General features: G+C 44.9%; 19 protein-coding genes and 1 other RNA gene. 8 read left to right on the top strand and 12 right to left on the bottom strand.

Features of this window, described 5'->3' with window-relative positions; all coding sequences use genetic code 11:
* Positions 1-93: 93 nt before the first annotated feature.
* From endA to metK, 4 genes are all read right to left on the bottom strand, one after another.
* Positions 94-789: a deoxyribonuclease I gene (endA, locus tag OH459_RS05300; protein WP_005449743.1), complete on the bottom strand. Its 696-nt coding sequence runs from the start codon at positions 787-789 to the stop codon at positions 94-96.
* A gap of 151 nt (positions 790-940) precedes the next feature.
* Entirely contained in the window at positions 941-1,438 is a 498-nt protein-coding gene (locus OH459_RS05295; protein WP_269986005.1) for a SprT family zinc-dependent metalloprotease, read from the bottom strand.
* 67 nt (positions 1,439-1,505) lie between these two features.
* A complete protein-coding gene (locus OH459_RS05290) occupies positions 1,506-2,303 on the bottom strand; it encodes a DUF2189 domain-containing protein (RefSeq protein ID WP_005449746.1) in 798 nt (265 codons plus the stop codon).
* Between the two features lie 283 nt (positions 2,304-2,586).
* Positions 2,587-3,741, bottom strand: coding sequence for a methionine adenosyltransferase (gene metK, locus OH459_RS05285; RefSeq protein ID WP_005449748.1), 1,155 nt, complete (start codon positions 3,739-3,741; stop codon positions 2,587-2,589).
* Positions 3,742-4,110: 369 nt separating this feature from the next.
* Here metK and tkt point away from each other — a divergent pair, with 369 nt between their 5' ends.
* On the top strand, positions 4,111-6,120 hold the full coding sequence (gene tkt / locus OH459_RS05280; RefSeq protein WP_047512970.1) for a transketolase: 2,010 nt from the start codon (positions 4,111-4,113) through the stop codon (positions 6,118-6,120).
* A gap of 50 nt (positions 6,121-6,170) precedes the next feature.
* On the opposite strand, the gene OH459_RS05275 is transcribed toward tkt, so the two are convergent.
* Positions 6,171-6,407: a hypothetical protein gene (locus OH459_RS05275; protein WP_005449753.1), complete on the bottom strand. Its 237-nt coding sequence runs from the start codon at positions 6,405-6,407 to the stop codon at positions 6,171-6,173.
* Between the two features lie 199 nt (positions 6,408-6,606).
* Here OH459_RS05275 and epd point away from each other — a divergent pair, with 199 nt between their 5' ends.
* The 4 genes from epd to mscS all read left to right on the top strand — a co-directional run bounded on the left by epd (position 6,607) and on the right by mscS (position 11,513).
* A complete protein-coding gene (gene epd, locus OH459_RS05270) occupies positions 6,607-7,644 on the top strand; it encodes an erythrose-4-phosphate dehydrogenase (RefSeq protein WP_009698787.1) in 1,038 nt (345 codons plus the stop codon).
* A gap of 153 nt (positions 7,645-7,797) precedes the next feature.
* Positions 7,798-8,958, top strand: a complete 1,161-nt coding sequence (locus OH459_RS05265; RefSeq protein ID WP_005436484.1) for a phosphoglycerate kinase — start codon at positions 7,798-7,800, stop codon at positions 8,956-8,958.
* Between the two features lie 155 nt (positions 8,959-9,113).
* Entirely contained in the window at positions 9,114-10,190 is a 1,077-nt protein-coding gene (gene fbaA / locus OH459_RS05260) for a class II fructose-bisphosphate aldolase (RefSeq protein WP_005449757.1), read from the top strand.
* Positions 10,191-10,646: 456 nt separating this feature from the next.
* Positions 10,647-11,513 carry a small-conductance mechanosensitive channel MscS gene (mscS, locus tag OH459_RS05255; RefSeq protein ID WP_005436480.1) on the top strand — a complete coding sequence of 289 codons (867 nt, stop codon included), beginning with the start codon at positions 10,647-10,649 and terminating at the stop codon, positions 11,511-11,513.
* Positions 11,514-11,575: 62 nt separating this feature from the next.
* On the opposite strand, the gene OH459_RS05250 is transcribed toward mscS, so the two are convergent.
* Both OH459_RS05250 and OH459_RS05245 read right to left on the bottom strand, forming a co-directional pair.
* The gene (locus OH459_RS05250; protein ID WP_009698786.1) at positions 11,576-12,058 is read right to left on the bottom strand and encodes a YbaK/EbsC family protein; all 483 of its coding nucleotides are present in this window, start codon (positions 12,056-12,058) and stop codon (positions 11,576-11,578) included.
* A gap of 25 nt (positions 12,059-12,083) precedes the next feature.
* Positions 12,084-12,713, bottom strand: a complete 630-nt coding sequence (locus OH459_RS05245; RefSeq protein WP_017189102.1) for a LysE/ArgO family amino acid transporter — start codon at positions 12,711-12,713, stop codon at positions 12,084-12,086.
* Between the two features lie 141 nt (positions 12,714-12,854).
* On the opposite strand from OH459_RS05245, the gene OH459_RS05240 reads away from it, so the two are divergent.
* Positions 12,855-13,751, top strand: coding sequence for a LysR family transcriptional regulator ArgP (locus tag OH459_RS05240; RefSeq protein ID WP_005449760.1), 897 nt, complete (start codon positions 12,855-12,857; stop codon positions 13,749-13,751).
* Positions 13,752-14,005: 254 nt separating this feature from the next.
* Positions 14,006-14,701: an oxidative stress defense protein gene (locus OH459_RS05235; protein WP_005449762.1), complete on the top strand. Its 696-nt coding sequence runs from the start codon at positions 14,006-14,008 to the stop codon at positions 14,699-14,701.
* A 73-nt stretch (positions 14,702-14,774) separates the two neighbouring features.
* On the opposite strand, the gene serA is transcribed toward OH459_RS05235, so the two are convergent.
* The 5 genes from serA to OH459_RS05210 form a co-directional block, all read right to left on the bottom strand.
* Positions 14,775-16,004, bottom strand: coding sequence for a phosphoglycerate dehydrogenase (gene serA / locus OH459_RS05230; RefSeq protein ID WP_005449764.1), 1,230 nt, complete (start codon positions 16,002-16,004; stop codon positions 14,775-14,777).
* Positions 16,005-16,263: 259 nt separating this feature from the next.
* Entirely contained in the window at positions 16,264-16,920 is a 657-nt protein-coding gene (gene rpiA, locus OH459_RS05225; RefSeq protein WP_005436473.1) for a ribose-5-phosphate isomerase RpiA, read from the bottom strand.
* Positions 16,921-16,978: 58 nt separating this feature from the next.
* Entirely contained in the window at positions 16,979-17,572 is a 594-nt protein-coding gene (locus tag OH459_RS05220; protein WP_017189105.1) for a 5-formyltetrahydrofolate cyclo-ligase, read from the bottom strand.
* A 5-nt stretch (positions 17,573-17,577) separates the two neighbouring features.
* Positions 17,578-17,762: non-coding RNA, 6S RNA (ssrS, locus tag OH459_RS05215), on the bottom strand.
* Positions 17,763-17,776: 14 nt separating this feature from the next.
* The gene (locus tag OH459_RS05210; RefSeq protein ID WP_005449766.1) at positions 17,777-18,079 is read right to left on the bottom strand and encodes a cell division protein ZapA; all 303 of its coding nucleotides are present in this window, start codon (positions 18,077-18,079) and stop codon (positions 17,777-17,779) included.
* Between the two features lie 250 nt (positions 18,080-18,329).
* Here OH459_RS05210 and OH459_RS05205 point away from each other — a divergent pair, with 250 nt between their 5' ends.
* Positions 18,330-18,908 carry a YecA/YgfB family protein gene (locus tag OH459_RS05205; RefSeq protein WP_269986004.1) on the top strand — a complete coding sequence of 193 codons (579 nt, stop codon included), beginning with the start codon at positions 18,330-18,332 and terminating at the stop codon, positions 18,906-18,908.
* The last annotated feature ends 7 nt before the right edge of the window (positions 18,909-18,915 follow it).

Genomic DNA, 18,915 nt, shown 5'->3' with positions numbered 1-18,915 from the left:
CTACCGAAAAAACAAGGGGCAAGAGGCGTTTCCATTCCAGTAAATGACAACGCCTCGAATAGTGGAGGTGTACTGCGGTAATTACGGGAAGAATTACAGTGCGCGACAAGCCTCTTGAACGAATGGGTTGTGGTTGCCTTGAATCTTAGCAATGCGTTCATCACGCTCACATTCCCACTTATCTACAGGGTAGGTTTTGTTCCAAGCACTCATCAATTGAGTCTGCTGCTTCGAAAGTTTAAAACCGTATTCTTTGCTCATGTACAAGTAAGTGCGGGCAATCGAACCTCGTGCGCGATCGGGTGGCATGACTTTACGCTGCTTAAAGTTCACTTGCATTTCACAACGACCGTAGCTGACGCCATCCATGCCATTCCACTGACTGAAGTTGTAGTTAGAGCGGTCACCGTTTACCTCTCCGATAGCCGGAGTTAGGTTGTGGAGATCGGCTTCCATAGATTTGAAGACTTTGTCGTTTCTTGTGCAGTTTTTGCGCCCACCATTTTGCCAACATTGACGCTGGTGGCCGAACTGCCATGCAGGAACCACATGCTCCCACTCGATGCGAGATGCGCGTTTTTCTTGCTTGCGAACTTGATAGCCACAAGAAGAGAGATCCGGCACGCCCTTTTTGCCTTGCCATTTAATGTCACAACCACAGTAGAAGCTGGTTGGGTGATCGGCGTAGATTTTTACCGCTTCACGCTTAGCGGCGGAAAAAGAGCTTGGAGGCGCAGCAATCGCTGTACTAGAAAGCGCAAATAGGAATAGAGAGAACAGGTATTTCATGATTAAAGTCTTTATAAAGTATGACTTTATTCATTCTAACACGCATAAATGAGCTTTAGTGATGAGTAACCTGACAATAGTGAGTAAAAAGCAGCAATTTGAGTGCGTATGTCTCTATTTTTTGAAGGCTAAGGGAGGAAAAGGATGGGTGTTACGAGAGCTGAATACCAGTAAAGTTCAGCGGTTGGCGACATTTTTGGCAAGAATACATCGCTTCTTTGCGCTGCACTTTGTTGTGACGACGAATTGAAAGTGGGTAAGTCATACAAGCACAGTGGTATTCAAAAGTTTTACCTTGTACAGAAGCCACATCAAAGCTGTGAGTGGTTTTAGCTGGAACTTTAAATACCGCTTCCATCACGCCTTGCCACTCTTTTCCGTGAGGTCGAACGCGACCGTACACTTGATAAGTAATGAGATGCGCGACTTCATGTGGAATCACTTCTTCAAGAAAAGCTTGAGGATTTTCTTTAAAGAGCTTCGGATTCAATCTAACTTCATTCGACTGCAAGTAGGCTTTGCCGGCTGCTTTACCACGAACATTGAAAGTCAGAGAAGGGATGATAAAAGAACGTTTGAATGCTTGCTCTGCCATCGCGATGCAATCTGCCATCACTTGTTTGGCTTTGTAGCTCAGTTCTATATCCACAACTCACTCCGTTTATTCAATAAAAAAGCCCCCGCGTTTGCGAGGGCTGGATCATAGCATCAGTTTTCTAAGGCGTGTGTTTTTTCTTAATTGTCGCGTGGTACGCATGCCATGTGCCGTAACCTAGGATTGGCATGGTGAAGAGCATACCAATACCGTACGTCGCGAAGCCGATTAAGATACCACCACAAATTATGGCTGCCCATACGATCATCGCAGGGATGTTGGATTTCACGGCGTTAAAGCTGGTGAAAACGGCAGTCATCATATCGACGCGACGTTCCATCATGAGTGGAATTGAGAAAGCTGAAATGCTAAATACCACGCAAGCCAAGACAAAACCTACTAGCGAACCAATAACTAAGAAAGGCAAGAACTCAGTCAGTGGAGCGCCTTGTACAGAAGGGTATAGAGCATGGAGCAGGGCAGCAATTCGCATCCAGAAAATCATACATACCGCGAGCATCACAGCAAATGCCCACTGAGAGCTAGAGTTGCGTCCAATGGCTTTCATTGAATGGAATAAGCTTGGTTTGTGTCCGCGTTCTCTCTCCCAACTTGCATCATATAAGCCGAGGGCTAAGAATGGCCCGATTAACATGTAAACAATCAGGCTTGGCATCACGACAAGATGCGTGCCTTGCCATTGAACCAGAAGCACGATACCAATCGCAGCTGCCATAAAGCAGATGCCGTAGAAGGCGCTGATGAGCGGCATGCGGACAAAGTCATGCAGACCCAACGCGAGCCAATGGAATGGTGCCGATAAGCTAACGGTATTGCACGGAATGGTTCTGGCGTATTCATTATCTGGAACTTCCTTTCGTTTACCTTGGAAGTCAGATGGGTTCACGGTACGAGGCATAACTCCTCCTTGATTTATTCCCACGGTGGCACCTAGGCCATATAAAGATGTTTGGCTGACGTTTTTCATGACTCTATTAGCCACGTGAGCCTGCATCATAGTTCTTTACGTTATATACATCGAAAAGTGAATTTAACATTATGTTAACTATTGGCAGAGATGGGGCAATTTACAAATAATTGCTGAATTTTTGTTCAAGAGAAGACATGAGAAGGAGAAGAAGGGGCAGAAACAAAAAGCCCCCGCCAGAGGCGAGGGCTTTATCGATTCTTGCGTGGCTCGATTACTTGATGCCTGCGAAATCGCGTAGGATAGCTGCTTTATCCGTTGCTTCCCATGGGAACTCTTCGCGACCGAAGTGACCGTATGCTGCCGTCTGCTTGTAGATAGGTTGAAGCAGGTTAAGCATTTCTTGTAGACCGTATGGACGTAGGTCGAAGTGTTGACGAACCGCTTCAATAATGATTTCGTGTGATACTTTCTCAGTACCGAACGTTTCAACCATGATAGACGTTGGATCAGCAACACCGATAGCGTATGAAAGTTGGATTTCACAACGGTCAGCCATGCCAGCTGCTACGATGTTTTTCGCTACATAACGTGCTGCGTAAGCTGCGCTGCGGTCTACTTTCGATGGATCTTTACCAGAGAACGCACCACCACCGTGACGAGCTGCGCCGCCGTAAGTATCTACGATGATTTTACGACCAGTTAGACCACAGTCACCCATTGGGCCACCGATAACGAAACGACCGGTTGGGTTGATGAAGAAGTTCGTGTCTTTAGTGATCCACTCTGAAGGCAATACTGGCTTGATAATCTCTTCCATTACCGCTTCACGTAGGTCAGGTGTTGTTACTGAATCACAGTGTTGAGTTGAAAGAACAACAGCATCGATACCAACAATCTTACCTTGGTCGTATTGGAAAGTTACTTGAGATTTCGCATCTGGGCGAAGGAAATCTAGTTTACCGCTCTTACGAACTTCAGCTTGTTTTTGAACAAGGCGGTGAGAGTAAGTAATTGGAGCTGGCATTAGAATTTCAGTTTCGTTTGTAGCGTAACCAAACATGATGCCTTGGTCGCCTGCGCCTTGCTCTTTAGGGTCTGCTTTATCAACACCTTGGTTGATGTCTGGAGACTGCTTACCGATGGTGTTTAGAACCGCACACGAGTTCGCATCAAAGCCCATATCAGAGTGAACGTAACCAATTTCACGAACAGTTTCACGAGTGATTTCTTCGATATCAACCCATGCAGAAGTCGTTACTTCACCACCAACCATAACCATGCCGGTTTTAACGTAAGTCTCACAAGCAACACGTGCTTTCGGGTCTTGCTCAAGAATTGCATCAAGAACTGCGTCAGAGATTTGGTCTGCGATTTTATCTGGATGACCTTCTGATACCGACTCAGAAGTGAACAGGTGCTTAGCCATGATAGCTCCAATCTTAAGGTTTACTCATGGCTAACTAACGCAAGCTTGCCACGAAAAATACAATACAGTTTGTAGGTGTTTCTACATCTAGACGTCTATTTTAATTTCCCACAGTCGAATTACAAGCTCTTTTTCGATTTGAATTCGCCTAGCTTATTTCCCAATCGTTTGCTTTTGATGGGGTGAATTTCTAATAAATTACCTATTAAGTGCGAAAAGATTGAGTTAAAACCGCAAAAATGGTGAGTAAAACGTTTGCAGTCGGATTTTGGCTTTGAGAGAATGTTGTCCGCACTTTTTATGCCCAGTTTACTCGGTTAATGTGCCCACATTCCTTTATCAATTCGCTTAATGCACTCAGGAGCAGACATGTCTTCTCGTAACGTTCTTTCAAACAAAGAGCTCGCAAATGCAATCCGCGCTCTTAGCATGGATGGTGTTCAACAAGCTAACTCTGGCCACCCAGGCGCACCTATGGGTATGGCTGATATCGCTGAAGTTCTTTGGCGTTCTCACCTAAACCACAACCCAGCTAACCCAGAGTGGGCTGACCGCGACCGTTTCGTACTGTCTAACGGTCACGGCTCTATGCTGATTTACTCTCTACTGCACCTGAGCGGTTACGAGCTATCTATCGACGATCTTAAGAACTTCCGTCAGCTTCACTCTAAGACTCCTGGTCACCCAGAGTACGGCTACGCACCTGGTATCGAGACTACAACGGGTCCTCTAGGTCAAGGCATCACTAACGCTGTTGGTATGGCGATGGCTGAGAAAGCACTAGCGGCTCAGTTCAACAAAGAAGGCCACGACATCGTTGACCACTTCACTTACGTGTTTATGGGCGATGGCTGTCTGATGGAAGGTATCTCGCACGAGGCATGTTCTCTTGCTGGTACGCTAGGTCTTGGCAAACTGATCGCATTCTGGGATGACAACGGCATCTCTATCGATGGTCACGTTGAAGGTTGGTTCTCTGACGACACGCCTAAGCGTTTTGAATCTTACGGCTGGCACGTAATCCCTGCTGTAGATGGTCATGACTCTGAAGCGATTAACGCAGCAATCATCGCTGCGAAAGCAGATCCACGCCCTACACTTATCTGTACTAAAACTATCATCGGTTTTGGTTCTCCAAACAAATCTGGTTCTCACGACTGTCACGGTGCGCCACTAGGTGCTGAAGAAATCGCAGCAGCGCGTGAATTCCTAGGTTGGGAACACCCAGCATTTGAAATCCCTGCGGACGTATACGCTGAGTGGGATGCTAAAGCGGCAGGTTCTGAGAAAGAAGCGGCTTGGAACGCGAAGTTCGAAGCATATGCAGCGGCTTACCCTGCAGAAGCAGCAGAGCTTAAGCGTCGTCTAAATGGCGAACTTCCTGCGCAGTGGGAAGAGAAAGCAAATCAAATCATTGCAGACCTTCAAGCAAACCCTGCGAACATCGCATCACGCAAAGCATCTCAAAACGCACTAGAAGCGTTTGGTCAAATGCTTCCAGAATTCATGGGCGGCTCTGCTGACCTAGCGCCTTCTAACCTAACTATGTGGTCTGGTTCTAAGTCTCTAGAAGCGAACGACTTCTCTGGTAACTACATCCACTACGGTGTACGTGAATTTGGTATGACAGCGATCATGAACGGTATCGCACTACACGGCGGTTTTGTTCCTTACGGTGCAACATTCCTAATGTTCATGGAATACGCTCGTAACGCTATGCGTATGGCTGCTTTGATGAAAGTTCAGAACATCCAAGTTTACACGCACGACTCTATCGGTCTTGGCGAAGATGGTCCAACTCACCAACCAGTTGAGCAAATCGCGTCTCTACGCCTGACTCCAAACATGAGCACATGGCGTCCATGTGACCAAGTTGAGTCTGCAGTAGCATGGAAACTGGCGATTGAACGTAAAGATGCACCATCTGCACTTATCTTCTCTCGTCAAAACCTTGCACAACAAGAGCGTACGGCTGAGCAAGTAGCGGACATCGCGAAAGGTGCTTACATCCTGAAAGACAGTGATGGCAAGCCTGAGCTAATCCTAATCGCAACTGGTTCTGAAGTTGAACTAGCAGTGAAAGCGGCTGAGCAACTAACCGCTGAAGGTAAGAAAGTGCGCGTTGTTTCAATGCCATCAACAGATGCATTCGACAAGCAAGACGCAGCTTACCGTGAATCAGTACTGCCATCAGACGTAACTGCACGTATCGCTGTAGAAGCTGGCATTGCAGACTTCTGGTACAAGTACGTTGGTTTCGACGGTCGTATCATCGGTATGACAACATTCGGTGAATCAGCACCGGCTGACCAACTGTTCGAAATGTTTGGTTTCACTGTAGAAAACGTAGTGAACACAGCAAAAGAACTGTTAGCGTAATTTAGCGCTAGAAATGAAAAACCGAGCATTAGTGCTCGGTTTTTTTGTGCCTATTCAAATTCGTTTCCCCAGTTATCCTTCTCTTTGTGTCCACATTCCTTACAAGTGACATAACGATCCATATCGTAATAGTGACCGCCGTTTATCAGTGTATGAGCCCAAAGTTTTAAGGTTCCAAGAATCGATTTATCCGTATCGTAACTGCTTGGTTTACGGACCAGCACCTCTGAGTGTGGTGTTTCTCTATTGCATCGCTTGCAAAAGTGAGCAGTGGGAAAACCTGACATACGCATTTCCTTTTGGTGGTCAAACAAGGAGTTAAAATGCCAAGCGAAACATGCGATGTCAGAAATCAATATATTAGTGAAATGAATATTTCGGGAAGTGAAAAGATAGTTTACCGCGAGGGAGATCACTTACTTAATGCGTTCAGTCTTCGTATCAGGTACTATCTGTGACACGAATTTTTGGTGAGGCGAAGGATAAATGCTAAAAGTTGCGATCAATGGATTTGGACGTATCGGTCGTAATGTACTGCGAGCAGTATACGAGAGCGGTAAGCACCAGCAGATCAAGGTTGTTGCAGTTAATGAACTGGCTCAACCAGAAGCGATGGCACATCTTCTTCAGTATGATACTAGTCATGGTCGCTTCGGAAAGAAAATCTCGCATGACCAAGAACACCTCTACGTTCACCACGACAGTGGCGAATACGATCCAATTAGAATCCTCCACCTTGCTGAAATCGAACTTTTGCCATGGCGTGACTTAGAAGTCGATATCGTACTGGATTGTACTGGCGTCTTCGGCTCACAAGCTGACGGACAAGCCCATATTGAAGCGGGGGCTCATAAAGTTCTGTTCTCACACCCTGGCGCAAGCGATCTCGATAACACCATTATCTATGGTGTGAACCACGAAACTCTCAAAGACGAACACCGCGTGGTGTCGAACGGCTCATGCACCACCAACTGTATTGTCCCTATCATCAAAGTTTTGGATGAGGCGTTCGGCATAGAGTCGGGTACTATCACAACGATTCACTCTTCAATGAACGATCAGCAGGTTATCGACGCTTATCACAATGATTTACGTCGCACTCGTGCTGCCAGCCAATCGATTATTCCGGTGGACACTAAGTTGCATAAAGGAATTGAAAGAATCTTCCCGAAATTTTCTAACAAATTTGAAGCAATTTCGGTTCGAGTTCCAACAGTTAACGTCACTGCGATGGATTTAAGTGTCACAATTAGTACAAATGTGAAAGTTAATGACGTAAATCAAACCATTGTTAACGCATCTCAGTGTACATTACGTGACATTGTTGACTATACTGAATCGCCACTCGTTTCCATCGACTTTAATCACGATCCCCATAGTGCAATTGTGGATGGAACTCAGACAAGAGTGAGTAACGGGCAACTCGTAAAAATGCTCGTTTGGTGCGATAACGAATGGGGCTTTGCTAACCGGATGCTGGATACCGCTTTAGCAATGCAAGCTTCTTCACAGGTGGAGCAATAAGAGTGAATAAGCGATGGAGAAAATTTTTATTTCAAGCCTTGAAATAAATCTGACGTATCTCCATATCAATAACCAGTTTGAAGAATTAACGGGCTTGGCAGGATTGCCGAGTTTTTAAAAACTTTAATTATTTAATATTTGAGAGGACACATCATGTCTGTAATCAAGATGACTGACCTGGATCTTGCAGGTAAACGTGTATTTATCCGTGCTGACCTAAACGTGCCAGTAAAAGACGGTAAAGTAACTTCAGATGCACGTATCATCGCATCTCTTCCAACTATCAAGCACTGTCTAGAAGCTGGTGCTAAAGTTATGGTTACTTCTCACCTAGGTCGCCCAACTGAAGGTGAATACGCAGAAGAGTTCTCTCTACAACCAGTAGTTAACTACCTAAACGACGCACTAGACTGCGAAGTTAAACTAGCGAAAGACTACCTAAACGGTCTAGAGCTAAACGCTGGTGAACTAGTCGTTCTTGAAAACGTTCGCTTTAACAAAGGCGAGAAGAAAAACGAAGAAGAACTATCTAAGCAGTACGCTTCTCTATGTGACATCTTCGTAATGGACGCATTCGGTACAGCTCACCGTGCACAAGCATCTACTCACGGTGTTGGTATGCACGCAGACGTAGCATGTGCTGGTCCTCTACTAGCAAACGAACTAGAAGCACTAGGTAAAGCAATGGACAAGCCTGCTCGTCCAATGGTTGCTATCGTAGGTGGTTCAAAAGTTTCTACTAAGCTAACTGTTCTTGAGTCTCTATCTAAAATCGCTGACCAACTAGTTGTTGGCGGTGGTATTGCTAACACATTCATCGCAGCTGCTGGTCACAACGTTGGTAAGTCGCTATACGAAGCAGACCTAGTTGAAACAGCGAAGAAGCTAATGGACGAGTGTGCAATTCCAGTAGCAACTGACGTTGCATGTGCGAAAGCATTCGATGAGAACGCAGAAGCTGAAATCAAGCACGTTTCTGAAGTACAAGACGACGACATGATCTTCGACCTTGGTCCAGATTCAACTGCTGAACTAGCAGAAATCCTTAAGAACGCTAAGACTATCCTTTGGAACGGTCCAGTAGGCGTATTCGAATTCAAGAACTTCGAAGCAGGTACTAAAGGTATCTCTGAAGCTATCGCAGCTTCTGAAGGTTTCTCTGTTGCAGGTGGTGGTGACACGCTAGCAGCTATCGACAAGTTCGGTATCAAAGCTGACGTATCTTACATCTCTACTGGCGGCGGCGCTTTCCTTGAGTTTGTAGAAGGTAAAGTACTTCCAGCAGTTGAAATGCTAGAAGCACGCGCTAAGTAATAATCGCAAAGCGGGGGAGTCATCTCCCGCTTTCTTGTTTGCTGCAACGAGAGTGGAACTCTGCTAGAATAGCCTCAGTTGTGAGCAAACGTTTGCAAGATTTTTCAATTTAACAAGTTTTGTTTAAAAAACGACAGATAAATAGGATTACATCCATGTCTAAGATCTTCGACTTCGTAAAACCAGGTGTTATCTCTGGCGATGACGTTCAGAAAGTATTTGAAGTAGCAAAAGAAAACAAATTTGCTCTTCCTGCAGTAAACGTTGTTGGTACTGATTCTGTAAACGCAGTACTAGAAGCAGCTGCAAAAGTTAAAGCTCCAGTTGTTGTTCAGTTCTCTAACGGCGGTGCTGGTTTCTTCGCTGGTAAAGGCGTGAAACTTGAAGGTCAAGGTGCTCAAATCCTTGGTGCTGTAGCTGGTGCTAAATACGTTCACACTGTAGCTGAAGCTTACGGTGTGCCAGTAATCCTACACACTGACCACGCTGCTAAGAAACTTCTTCCATGGATCGACGGTCTACTAGACGCTGGTGAAGAGTTCTTCGCTCAAACTGGTAAACCTCTATTCTCTTCTCACATGCTAGACCTTTCTGAAGAGTCTCTAGAAGAAAACATCGAAACATGTGCTAAGTACCTAGAGCGCATGGCTAAGATGAACATGACAATCGAGATCGAACTTGGTTGTACTGGTGGTGAAGAAGATGGCGTTGATAACTCTCACATGGACGCATCTGAGCTATACACTTCTCCAGAAGACGTTGCTTACGCATACGAGAAACTAAGCGCTGTTTCACACCGCTTCACTATCGCAGCTTCTTTCGGTAACGTACACGGCGTTTACAAGCCAGGTAACGTTGTTCTAACTCCAACTATCCTACGTGACTCTCAAGCATACTGTGCAGAGAAGTTCGGTATCGCACCAAACGCTCTAAACTTCGTATTCCACGGTGGTTCTGGTTCTACTGAAGCAGAAATCCAAGAGTCTATCGGCTACGGTGTTATCAAAATGAACATCGATACTGATACACAGTGGGCAACTTGGGATGGTATCCGTCAGTACGAAGCTGACAACCACGATTACCTACAAGGTCAAATCGGTAACCCAACTGGCGAAGACGCTCCAAACAAGAAGTACTACGATCCACGCGTATGGCTACGTGCTGGTCAAGCTTCAATGGTAGCTCGCCTAGAGAAAGCATTTGCTGACCTAAACGCAGTAGACGTACTATAATTCGTCTCAACTGAGTTTCTAAAAACCCGCTCTTAGAGCGGGTTTTTTTATGTCTAAACAATGAGACAAATCCTATTCTTCCTCTGCGTGCAATTGATAACTTAGTCAGCTGCTATATGATCGCCTCACTTCATATCTCTTCATGTTGGTACAAATTTCGAAACTCAGCGCATTTCCGCATCAAGTGGCAGAAAACCAAGTAAAAAGTGTGGCGGAATGTAAATCCATTGCGTACTCTGTAACATGCCGGTATCAGAAAATTCTGATAAAGCTTTGTTTTGTAGGTCTTTGCTAAACTCTGACTTTGCAAAATTTCAGTTTTGAGATATTGTGCCAAAAATCTGACACTGTTCAGGAAAACAATAGGGATGTTGTTGTGAATAAGAACCTATAAAAAACAAGGTTCATAAATTAACGGCAATTAGATTTAATATCTTTATTTTGAGGATACGAATTATGGCAGGTGAATCGATGGGTATCGATACCTCTTTAACAGATGGTTTGAGCAAAGCTGAAACATGGCTAAATAACAACTCAGATCTTCTTATTCAATACGGTGTGAACATCATTTCTGCATTGCTGATCCTATTTATCGGTAACATTATCGTTAAAGCGGTAGCAAACAGCGTTTCAAAAGTGCTTGAAAAGAAAAAGATGGACAAAGCTGTTGTTGAATTCGTCAATGGTTTAGTTCGTTACCTTCTATTCGTTATCGTACTTATCGCGGCACTAGGTCGTGTCGGTGTTCAAACTGCATCTGTAGTTGCGGTAATCGGTGCGGCAGGTCTTGCTGTTGGTCTTGCTCTACAAGGTTCACTATCTAACTTCGCTGCGGGCGTACTGATTGTTGCATTCCGTCCATTCAAGTCTGGTGACTACGTAGAAATTGGCGGTGTAGCGGGTAGTGTTGAAGCAATTCAAATCTTCCAAACTGTACTAAAAACACCTGACAACAAGATGGTTGTTGTACCGAACTCATCAGTTATCGGTGGTGCAATCACTAACTACTCTCGCCACGCTACGCGTCGTGTAGACCTAGTTATCGGTGTTTCTTACAGCGCTGACCTTAAACAAACTAAGCAAGTTATCCGTGATGTGCTAGAAAAAGATGAGCGTATCCTTAAAGATCCAGCAATCCAAATTGGTGTGCTGGCTCTAGCTGACTCTTCAGTAAACTTTGTGGTTCGCCCATGGTGTAAAACAGCGGATTACTGGGACGTTTACTTCGATTCTACTCAAGCAATCAAAGAAGCGTTAGACGAAGCAGGCATCGAAATTCCATTCCCACAAATGGATGTTCACTTGAACAAAGTAGAAGCTTAATCACTTCGATTGAGAACATAAAAAGCGAGGCGTTTGCCTCGCTTTTTTTATCTCTAGGGCTTTTATATTTCTAATAAAGTATTACTGCCGGCTAGGAGTAGTCGCTTGAGTTCTTTGCCTGCAAAACCGAAAGTCGATTCGGGTAAACCCGGGGTATAGAGCAATTCTTCATGTTGATAAAGTGCAGTATCCACAATGATAGTGACATGCTCTGGTAACCCTATCGGACAAACCGCACCGGGTACGCAGCCTAGTTGTTCGATCATTTCATCATCACTACAAATTGAAGGTCGTTTGCCGGTAATGGTTTTGATTTGTTTAGAGTCTAAACGCGAGTCTTTGTCGGTCAAGTATATGGCGTAACCTAACCCTTTCAGTTTGAGAAAAAGGCTCTTTGTGTGAGTGCCTGTCCAGCCGAGTTCAGCGGCAACTTTGATATCGGTTTCAAAGTCGAGAATGGCTTCATGCTGCCATTCTCGAAAGGGGATGGAGAGCGCACTAAACCGCTCTCGATTGAGTTGGTAGATTTTCTGCAGTGACTCCATGTCGTATTTCTTTCCTATTTTTTCTTTACCAGTATTGGGTGATTAGCTCATTTGCGAGAGCAAAAGCGATAGTAAACATCATAACGGCAACCGCAATATCGATGCCTTTTTTCACTTTTGGTTTTGAGAGCGTCGGACCTAATTTCGCCGCACCTAATGACAGCGTGTAGAACCACGCAAATGATGCCATGATGGTTCCCATTGCAAATGCGATGCGATCGTTGCCTTCGAACTGACCACCGATGGATCCCAAGATCACCACAGTATCCAAGTATAGGTGTGGGTTCAAAACGGTGACGGCAAGTGCGCCAAGAATTACAGTGCGACGACCGCGTGCGACTACTTCACTTTTTGACTCCGATGCATCAGATGGTTTGAATGCGCTCTTTAGTGACAGCAAACCGTAAACGCTCAAGAAAGCGATACCACCTAATGTCACCGATGTCAGTAGGATTTCATTTTGCGACAGGATCGCACCGCCGCCGAAAATACCGAGCGAAATGAAGATCATATCTAGGATGCTACAGATAGTCGCAGTTGTCAGGTGATGTTGACGCTTAATACCTTGGTTAAGGACGTACGCATTCTGCGCACCGATTGGAATGATCATCGTCGCACCTAAACCGAATCCTTGTAATAACACCCAAAAGCTCACAACACACCTCAAAAATTAGCAATAGAACAACAGAGAAATGGAAGATATAGCTTTTATTGAAATAAGTATAATTAATGATTTTAATATATTATTAGTGTTAATTATCTTGTGTGTTTGGCGTTTGTTAGGGAGGAAAAGCACGTGCGAGGATTGGATTATAAATGGATAGAAGCTTTAGATGCCGTCGTGCATCAAGGCAGTTTTGACAGAGCAGCAGAACACTTATTTGTTTCACAATCAGCTATTTCCCAGCGAATTAAACAGCTCGAAAAGTATCTTGCTCAACCTGTGCTTATCCGTGAGCAACCACCAAAGCCGACCCCGATTGGTAAGAAGTTACTTGGACTATATCGCCGCGTTAGACTTCTTGAGCATGAAATCCTCCCTGAACTGAAGAACGACACTACCACTCGCCCTGTACAACTCTCCTTGGCGACGAATGCAGATAGCCTCGCAACATGGTTGTTACCTGCGCTGCAGGATGTAATGAAGCATCGCCAAGTGGAGCTTAAGTTAACCATCTACGGTGAATCGCGCTCAATTGAAAAGCTAAGAAGTGGTGAGGTTGCAGGGGCTATCAGTTTGGAATCTCAAGCCATCCCGGGCTGTCGTGCAGACTATCTCGGTCGCATCGATTATGTCTGTGTCGCCAACCCAGAATTTTATCAACGCTATTTTTCTGAAGGGGTTAACAATCAAACACTCGCGAAAGCGCCGGCGGTGTCTTACGACCAATATGATGATCTGCATAAGAAGTTTTTGACTGAACATTTCAACGTAAGACCTGACAGTGTCATTCATCACAACATTAGTAGCTCAGAAGCTTTCCTCAAGATGGCGTTAGCAGGTGTGGCTTATTGTTTGATTCCTCGATTACAGATCACCGATGAATTAGAAAATGGTAAGTTGATTGATATTACGCCGGGTTTTTTGATGTCCTATCGAATTTACTGGCACCACTGGCAGTTAGAAACGGGGGTTCTTCAAGAAATCTCACAAGCGATTATTGGTTACGCTCAACAACATTTACCGCAATAAGTTCCCAGTTGGCTCGCGTTTTAAGTTGAAATCACTGCGAAGTAACACAGTCAAAGTTGTGTTAGAAGTCGCTTAGGGCGCTTGGATAATTGGCAGAAGTTTCTATGATGAGTCTATATACACTCCAGTTCATTGGTGTCTCTCCTCGTTGAAGCTAGGATACCAACTCAGTTGCTACAGTGTTCACCGAGTCTCTTGAGATGAAATCTGGCACTGGAGTGACCTCAATCTTTCAAAACGGATGGATTTGTCGAATGAAACTGTCTTCATGTTTATTGGCGTCTGCATTAAGCCTTACCAGTATTTCTGTGTTTGCGAGCGATGTACCAAGTTTTGCCCATGTATCAACCACTGGTTACGGTGAGGTAGTTGCAACACCAAATATGGCTACTTTTTCTGTGAAGGTAGTTGATACGACAATGACAGCAGAGCAAGCGAAGCAATCGGTCGACAATACAGTTGATGCGTTTCTTAAGAGCCTTGCAGATGCAGGTTTATCAAAAGATAACATTACTAGCTCAAACTTATACTTGGCTCCACAATATCACTACCCAAAATCGGGCAAGGCGGAACTTGTGGGTTACCGTGCATCACGTAGCATTGACGTGACGGTCAATGATCTTGCGAACTTGAATGAGTACTTGGACATGGCGCTGAAAGCCGGCATCAACCAAGTCGACAATATTCAGTTAAAAGTGAGCAACCAGTCTGAATATCAGCAAAAGGCACGCATGGCAGCGATTAAAGACGCGCAGAGTAAAGCTGCCTCATTAGCGACCGGATTTGATAAGAAGTTAGGAGACGTTTGGCAGATCAACTATAACCAAATGCATGCTCGCCCGGTATTGATGCGTTCAATGGCAATGGATGCAAGAGAAAGTACAAACAGTTACCAAGACTCTACACTCGTGATTCGTGACCAAGTGGATGTGGTTTACAGGCTGAAATAATGCTTAAGTAAATACGGACGAATAAAACGAAAAAAGGCAGGGAATCCCTGCCTTTTGTGTTTGTTCAAATAGATTAGTGAAGGATACGAGCACGGATTGTGCCTTCGATGCCTTTTAGTTTCACTAGTGCTTCTTCTGCGCGAGAAGTCTCAACGTCGATAACTACGTAACCGATCTCAGCGGCAGTTTGTAGGTACTGACCTGCGATGTTGATGCCGTCTTCAGCAAAGATGGTGTTGATTTGCGTCAGGATACCAGGGCGGTTTTTGTGGATGTGTAATAGACGTGAACATTCACGATGCTCAGGCAATGATACCTCTGGGAAGTTCACACTTGATAAGGTTGAACCGTTGTCAGAGTATTTCGCTAGTTTACCAGCAACTTCAACGCCAATGTTTTCTTGCGCTTCTTGCGTTGAACCACCGACGTGCGGAGTTAAGATTACGTTGTCGAACTTCTGCAGTGGAGACTCAAACGCATCGGCGTTAGTTTTCGGCTCTACAGGGAACACGTCAATCGCTGCTCCTGAGATATGACCAGATTCTAAGCTATGACATAGAGCAGGGATGTCTACCACGGTACCGCGCGCGGCGTTGATAAAGATAGCGCCCGGCTTCATGCGAGCAAACTCTTCTTCGCCCATCATGTTCTTGGTTTCTGGTGTTTCTGGTACATGTAGAGAAATCACGTCACACTTGTTCAAAAGCTCACTCATAGTGAACACTTGCGTAGCGTTACCTAGCGACAATTTGTTTTCAATGTCGTAGTAGTAAACGCGCATCCCCAAGTTTTCTGCAATGATACCCAACTGAGTACCGATGTGACCGTAACCGATGATGCCCAGACGCTTACCACGTGCTTCGTAAGAACTGTCTGCACTCTTCTTCCAAATACCACGGTGCGCTAGCGCGTTCTTTTCCGGAATACCACGAAGAAGGAGTAGGATCTGACCTAATACTAGTTCAGCAACACTGCGCGTGTTTGAGAATGGTGCATTAAAAACAGGAATACCACGGCTTGCTGCCGCGCCTAAATCAACTTGGTTGGTACCAATACAAAAACAGCCAATTGCAACTAGCTTGTTCGCTGCATTGATCACTTCTTCTGATAAGTTCGTTCGGGAACGGATACCGATGAAGTGCACGTCTTTTACTGCTTCAATCAGTTCTTCTTCCGGAAGGGAACCTTTGTGATATTCAATGTTGCTGTAGCCAGCTGCTTGAAGAACTTCAACTGAAGAAGGGTGGAGTCCCTCTAGCAAGAGGATCTTAATCTTTTCTTTTTCCAGTGAAACTTTGGCCATTTTTCTCGTCCTTAAAATGGAAAGGTGGGCTAATGTGGCGCACATAAAGCAAAACCATTAAAAAGGGGATAATTAACAGTTTTGTCGGAAGACAAACGTTTCCTTGTGCGTCTTCTGTTCAATAAAGTAACAAAAAATTTTTGCTTTGGGTAAGAAAATTACGGAATAAGGCATGCTTTTCTTAGAAAAAGGAAGAAAAAACGGCGCCCTAGGGCGCCGTCTGTAATGAAATAACAGAAAATTTAAATCATCTAATGATTTATTCTTCTATTTTCGCACCTTCTGGTGTGCCAGTGATAACCACGTCTGCACCGCGGTGAGCGAATAGACCCACCGTTACTACGCCTGCAATGCCGTTGATCTTGTCTTCAAGTTCTTTCGGGTTAGTGATTTGCATGTTGTGTACGTCTAGGATCACGTTGCCGTTGTCCGTTGTTACACCTTCACGGTATGCAGGGTCACCACCTAGTTTTACCAATTCACGAGCCACGTAAGAGCGTGCCATTGGGATAACTTCTACAGGAAGTGGGAACTGACCAAGTACGTCAACGGCTTTTGTGCCGTCAACGATACATACGAATTTTTCTGAAATAGCCGCAACGATTTTTTCACGAGTCAGTGCAGCACCGCCACCTTTGATCATTTCACGCGCTGCGTTGATTTCATCTGCACCATCAACGTAGATATCTAGCATTGCTACGTCGTTACACTCGTAAACCTCGATACCAAGCTCTTTTAGACGCTCAGTAGAAGCAACAGAGCTAGACACTGCGCCTTTGATATCATCTTTGATACTGCCTAGGGCATCGATGAAGTGATTCACGGTAGAGCCAGTACCAACACCGACAATGCTGCCTTTCTCAACATATTTAAGTGCTGCCCAACCAGCCGCTTTCTTCATTTCATCTTGAGTCATGCCAATCTCCTGAATAGATGTTCGTTAACGTTTGCGGCGTGATTATAGCGGTTAAGCGTTACTTTTCCCATTGCCAGATTTGGCTTGGAGTCACGATCTTAGGTAATGGAATATCCCAACTTTCGACGGGAAGATGCTCGACATGCTGACAATCATGGGCGATGCCGATAGGTTTTGCGCCTTCTCCAGTACTAAACCAACGTGAAAGCGTCCGGTCGTAGTAGCCTCCGCCCATTCCTAGGCGATGCCCAACACTGTCAAATCCGACTAGTGGCGTGCAAATGACATCAAGCTCACGAACTGGTTTGAGGAAACGGATATCAAGCGCAGGTTCTAAGATTCCGTATTTGTTGTATATCAACTGTTCATCATTGATGTACTGCAAGAAGAGCAATTGACCTTTAGAGAAAGGATGAATGACGGGCAGGTAAATCGACTTACCTTGCTGCCATAGTGATTCAATCAGAGGTTTGGTGTCTAACTCGCCATCGGCAGACAAATAGATAGCAATGTGCTGTGCGCTTTTTATTTCTGGTAACTGCGAAAACTGGTGAACGAGATCACGTCCAGCTTGAAACTGAGTATCGCTGCAAAGTGCGTTGCGTTTTTCGCGGATAAGTTTGCGGAATTCTTGTCGAGATAGGTCAGACATAGAGAGGATACCCCAGGGTGCCGTTGAGGATTGTGGCCCTTGAACCAGCTGGTTCAAGGCGGATCAGCAATGATAACCGTAGGCTTCTCGGTGCATGCCAAGCTTGCTCAATAGCTATCAAGTACTAACCCTTTGGTATTGCTTATCGGCTCAGGGACTTAAATCCAACTGACGCACACCCCAGGGTAAATTTGGTATCTACTGCTATCCTTGCTTCACTTTACTAAGCGCGCTTTCTAAAGACGCGGTGAGCTTTTCCATTCGCTCAGTAATTTCTTGTTGCTGACCGTTAGATTCGTATGATTTGGTATGCAATTCATAGCAAATGTTCAATGCAGCAAAGGTCAGTAGCTGAATTTCATTGGTTACCTTAGTACGCTCGCTCATCTCTTTCAATCGACGATCAAGATCTTTAGCCGCTGTAATTAGTGACTCTTCTTGCCCCGCAGGACAATTCACTCGTGTCATTTTGCCAAGGATTTCAACGTCGATCGCTTGATTGCTCATGATGAATAAACTCTATATTCGCGCTATCTAAGGCGTTGCGTTATACAACTACCGAGGAGGAAACTATAGGAAAACCGCTATTAAGATTCAAGCATTTCCCTTCACAGAAAGAAAAATGGTGAAGTGATCACACAGGAATTGGGCAAATTGCTCAAATGGTGTCCAAAATTGAATTTGATAGCCGTTTCAGCCGACTAGGCTTGATGGTAGGATATGTCGATACATTATTACGCAAGAATGAGCCAAGATTATGAGTGAAATCACCCTTCCTGAATACCAATCTATTGCTGCCGAATTGAAATCTGCAAGCCTTGCTGTGACACCAGCAGAGTTGCATGGTCTACTTGTTGGCATGCTCAGTGGTGGATTGGCGATTAACGACCAAACCTGGCAACTAATTCTGTTTGATTACACCAACGAAGGTATGGGCTGGCCATCAAGCGCATTAGCACTGGCACAAAGCGTGTACCAAGTAACCGTTAACGAGCTAACTGGCACTTCTATGGAGTTATCTTTGCTGCTTCCTGATGAAACGGGTGAAGAAGGTTTGTTCGCACTAGCTGATGGTGTGTCTGATTTTGTGAACCACTTTATCTCAGGAATGGGTTTAGCGGGTATTGCGATTGATAAAGCGTCAGACGATGCAAAAGAAGCCTTAGCGGATCTAGAAGAAATTGCCAAACTGGGCATTGATGAAGATGATGATCTAGGCGAGCAAGCACTATTGTTAGAGCAAGTAATCGAACACGTTAAAGCCTGCGTATTAACTATTCATGCAGAGTTTGGTGCTCGTCCTGAAAGCAACGAAAACAAACCAACGATTCATTAATCACTTG

Origin of the sequence: Vibrio sp. MM46, assembly GCF_027587135.1 — a bacterium.
Taxonomy (GTDB): Bacteria; Pseudomonadota; Gammaproteobacteria; order Enterobacterales; family Vibrionaceae; genus Vibrio; species Vibrio harveyi.
The sequence above is the reverse complement of the archived record's forward strand: the minus strand, read 5'-3'. Positions and strand labels throughout refer to the sequence as shown.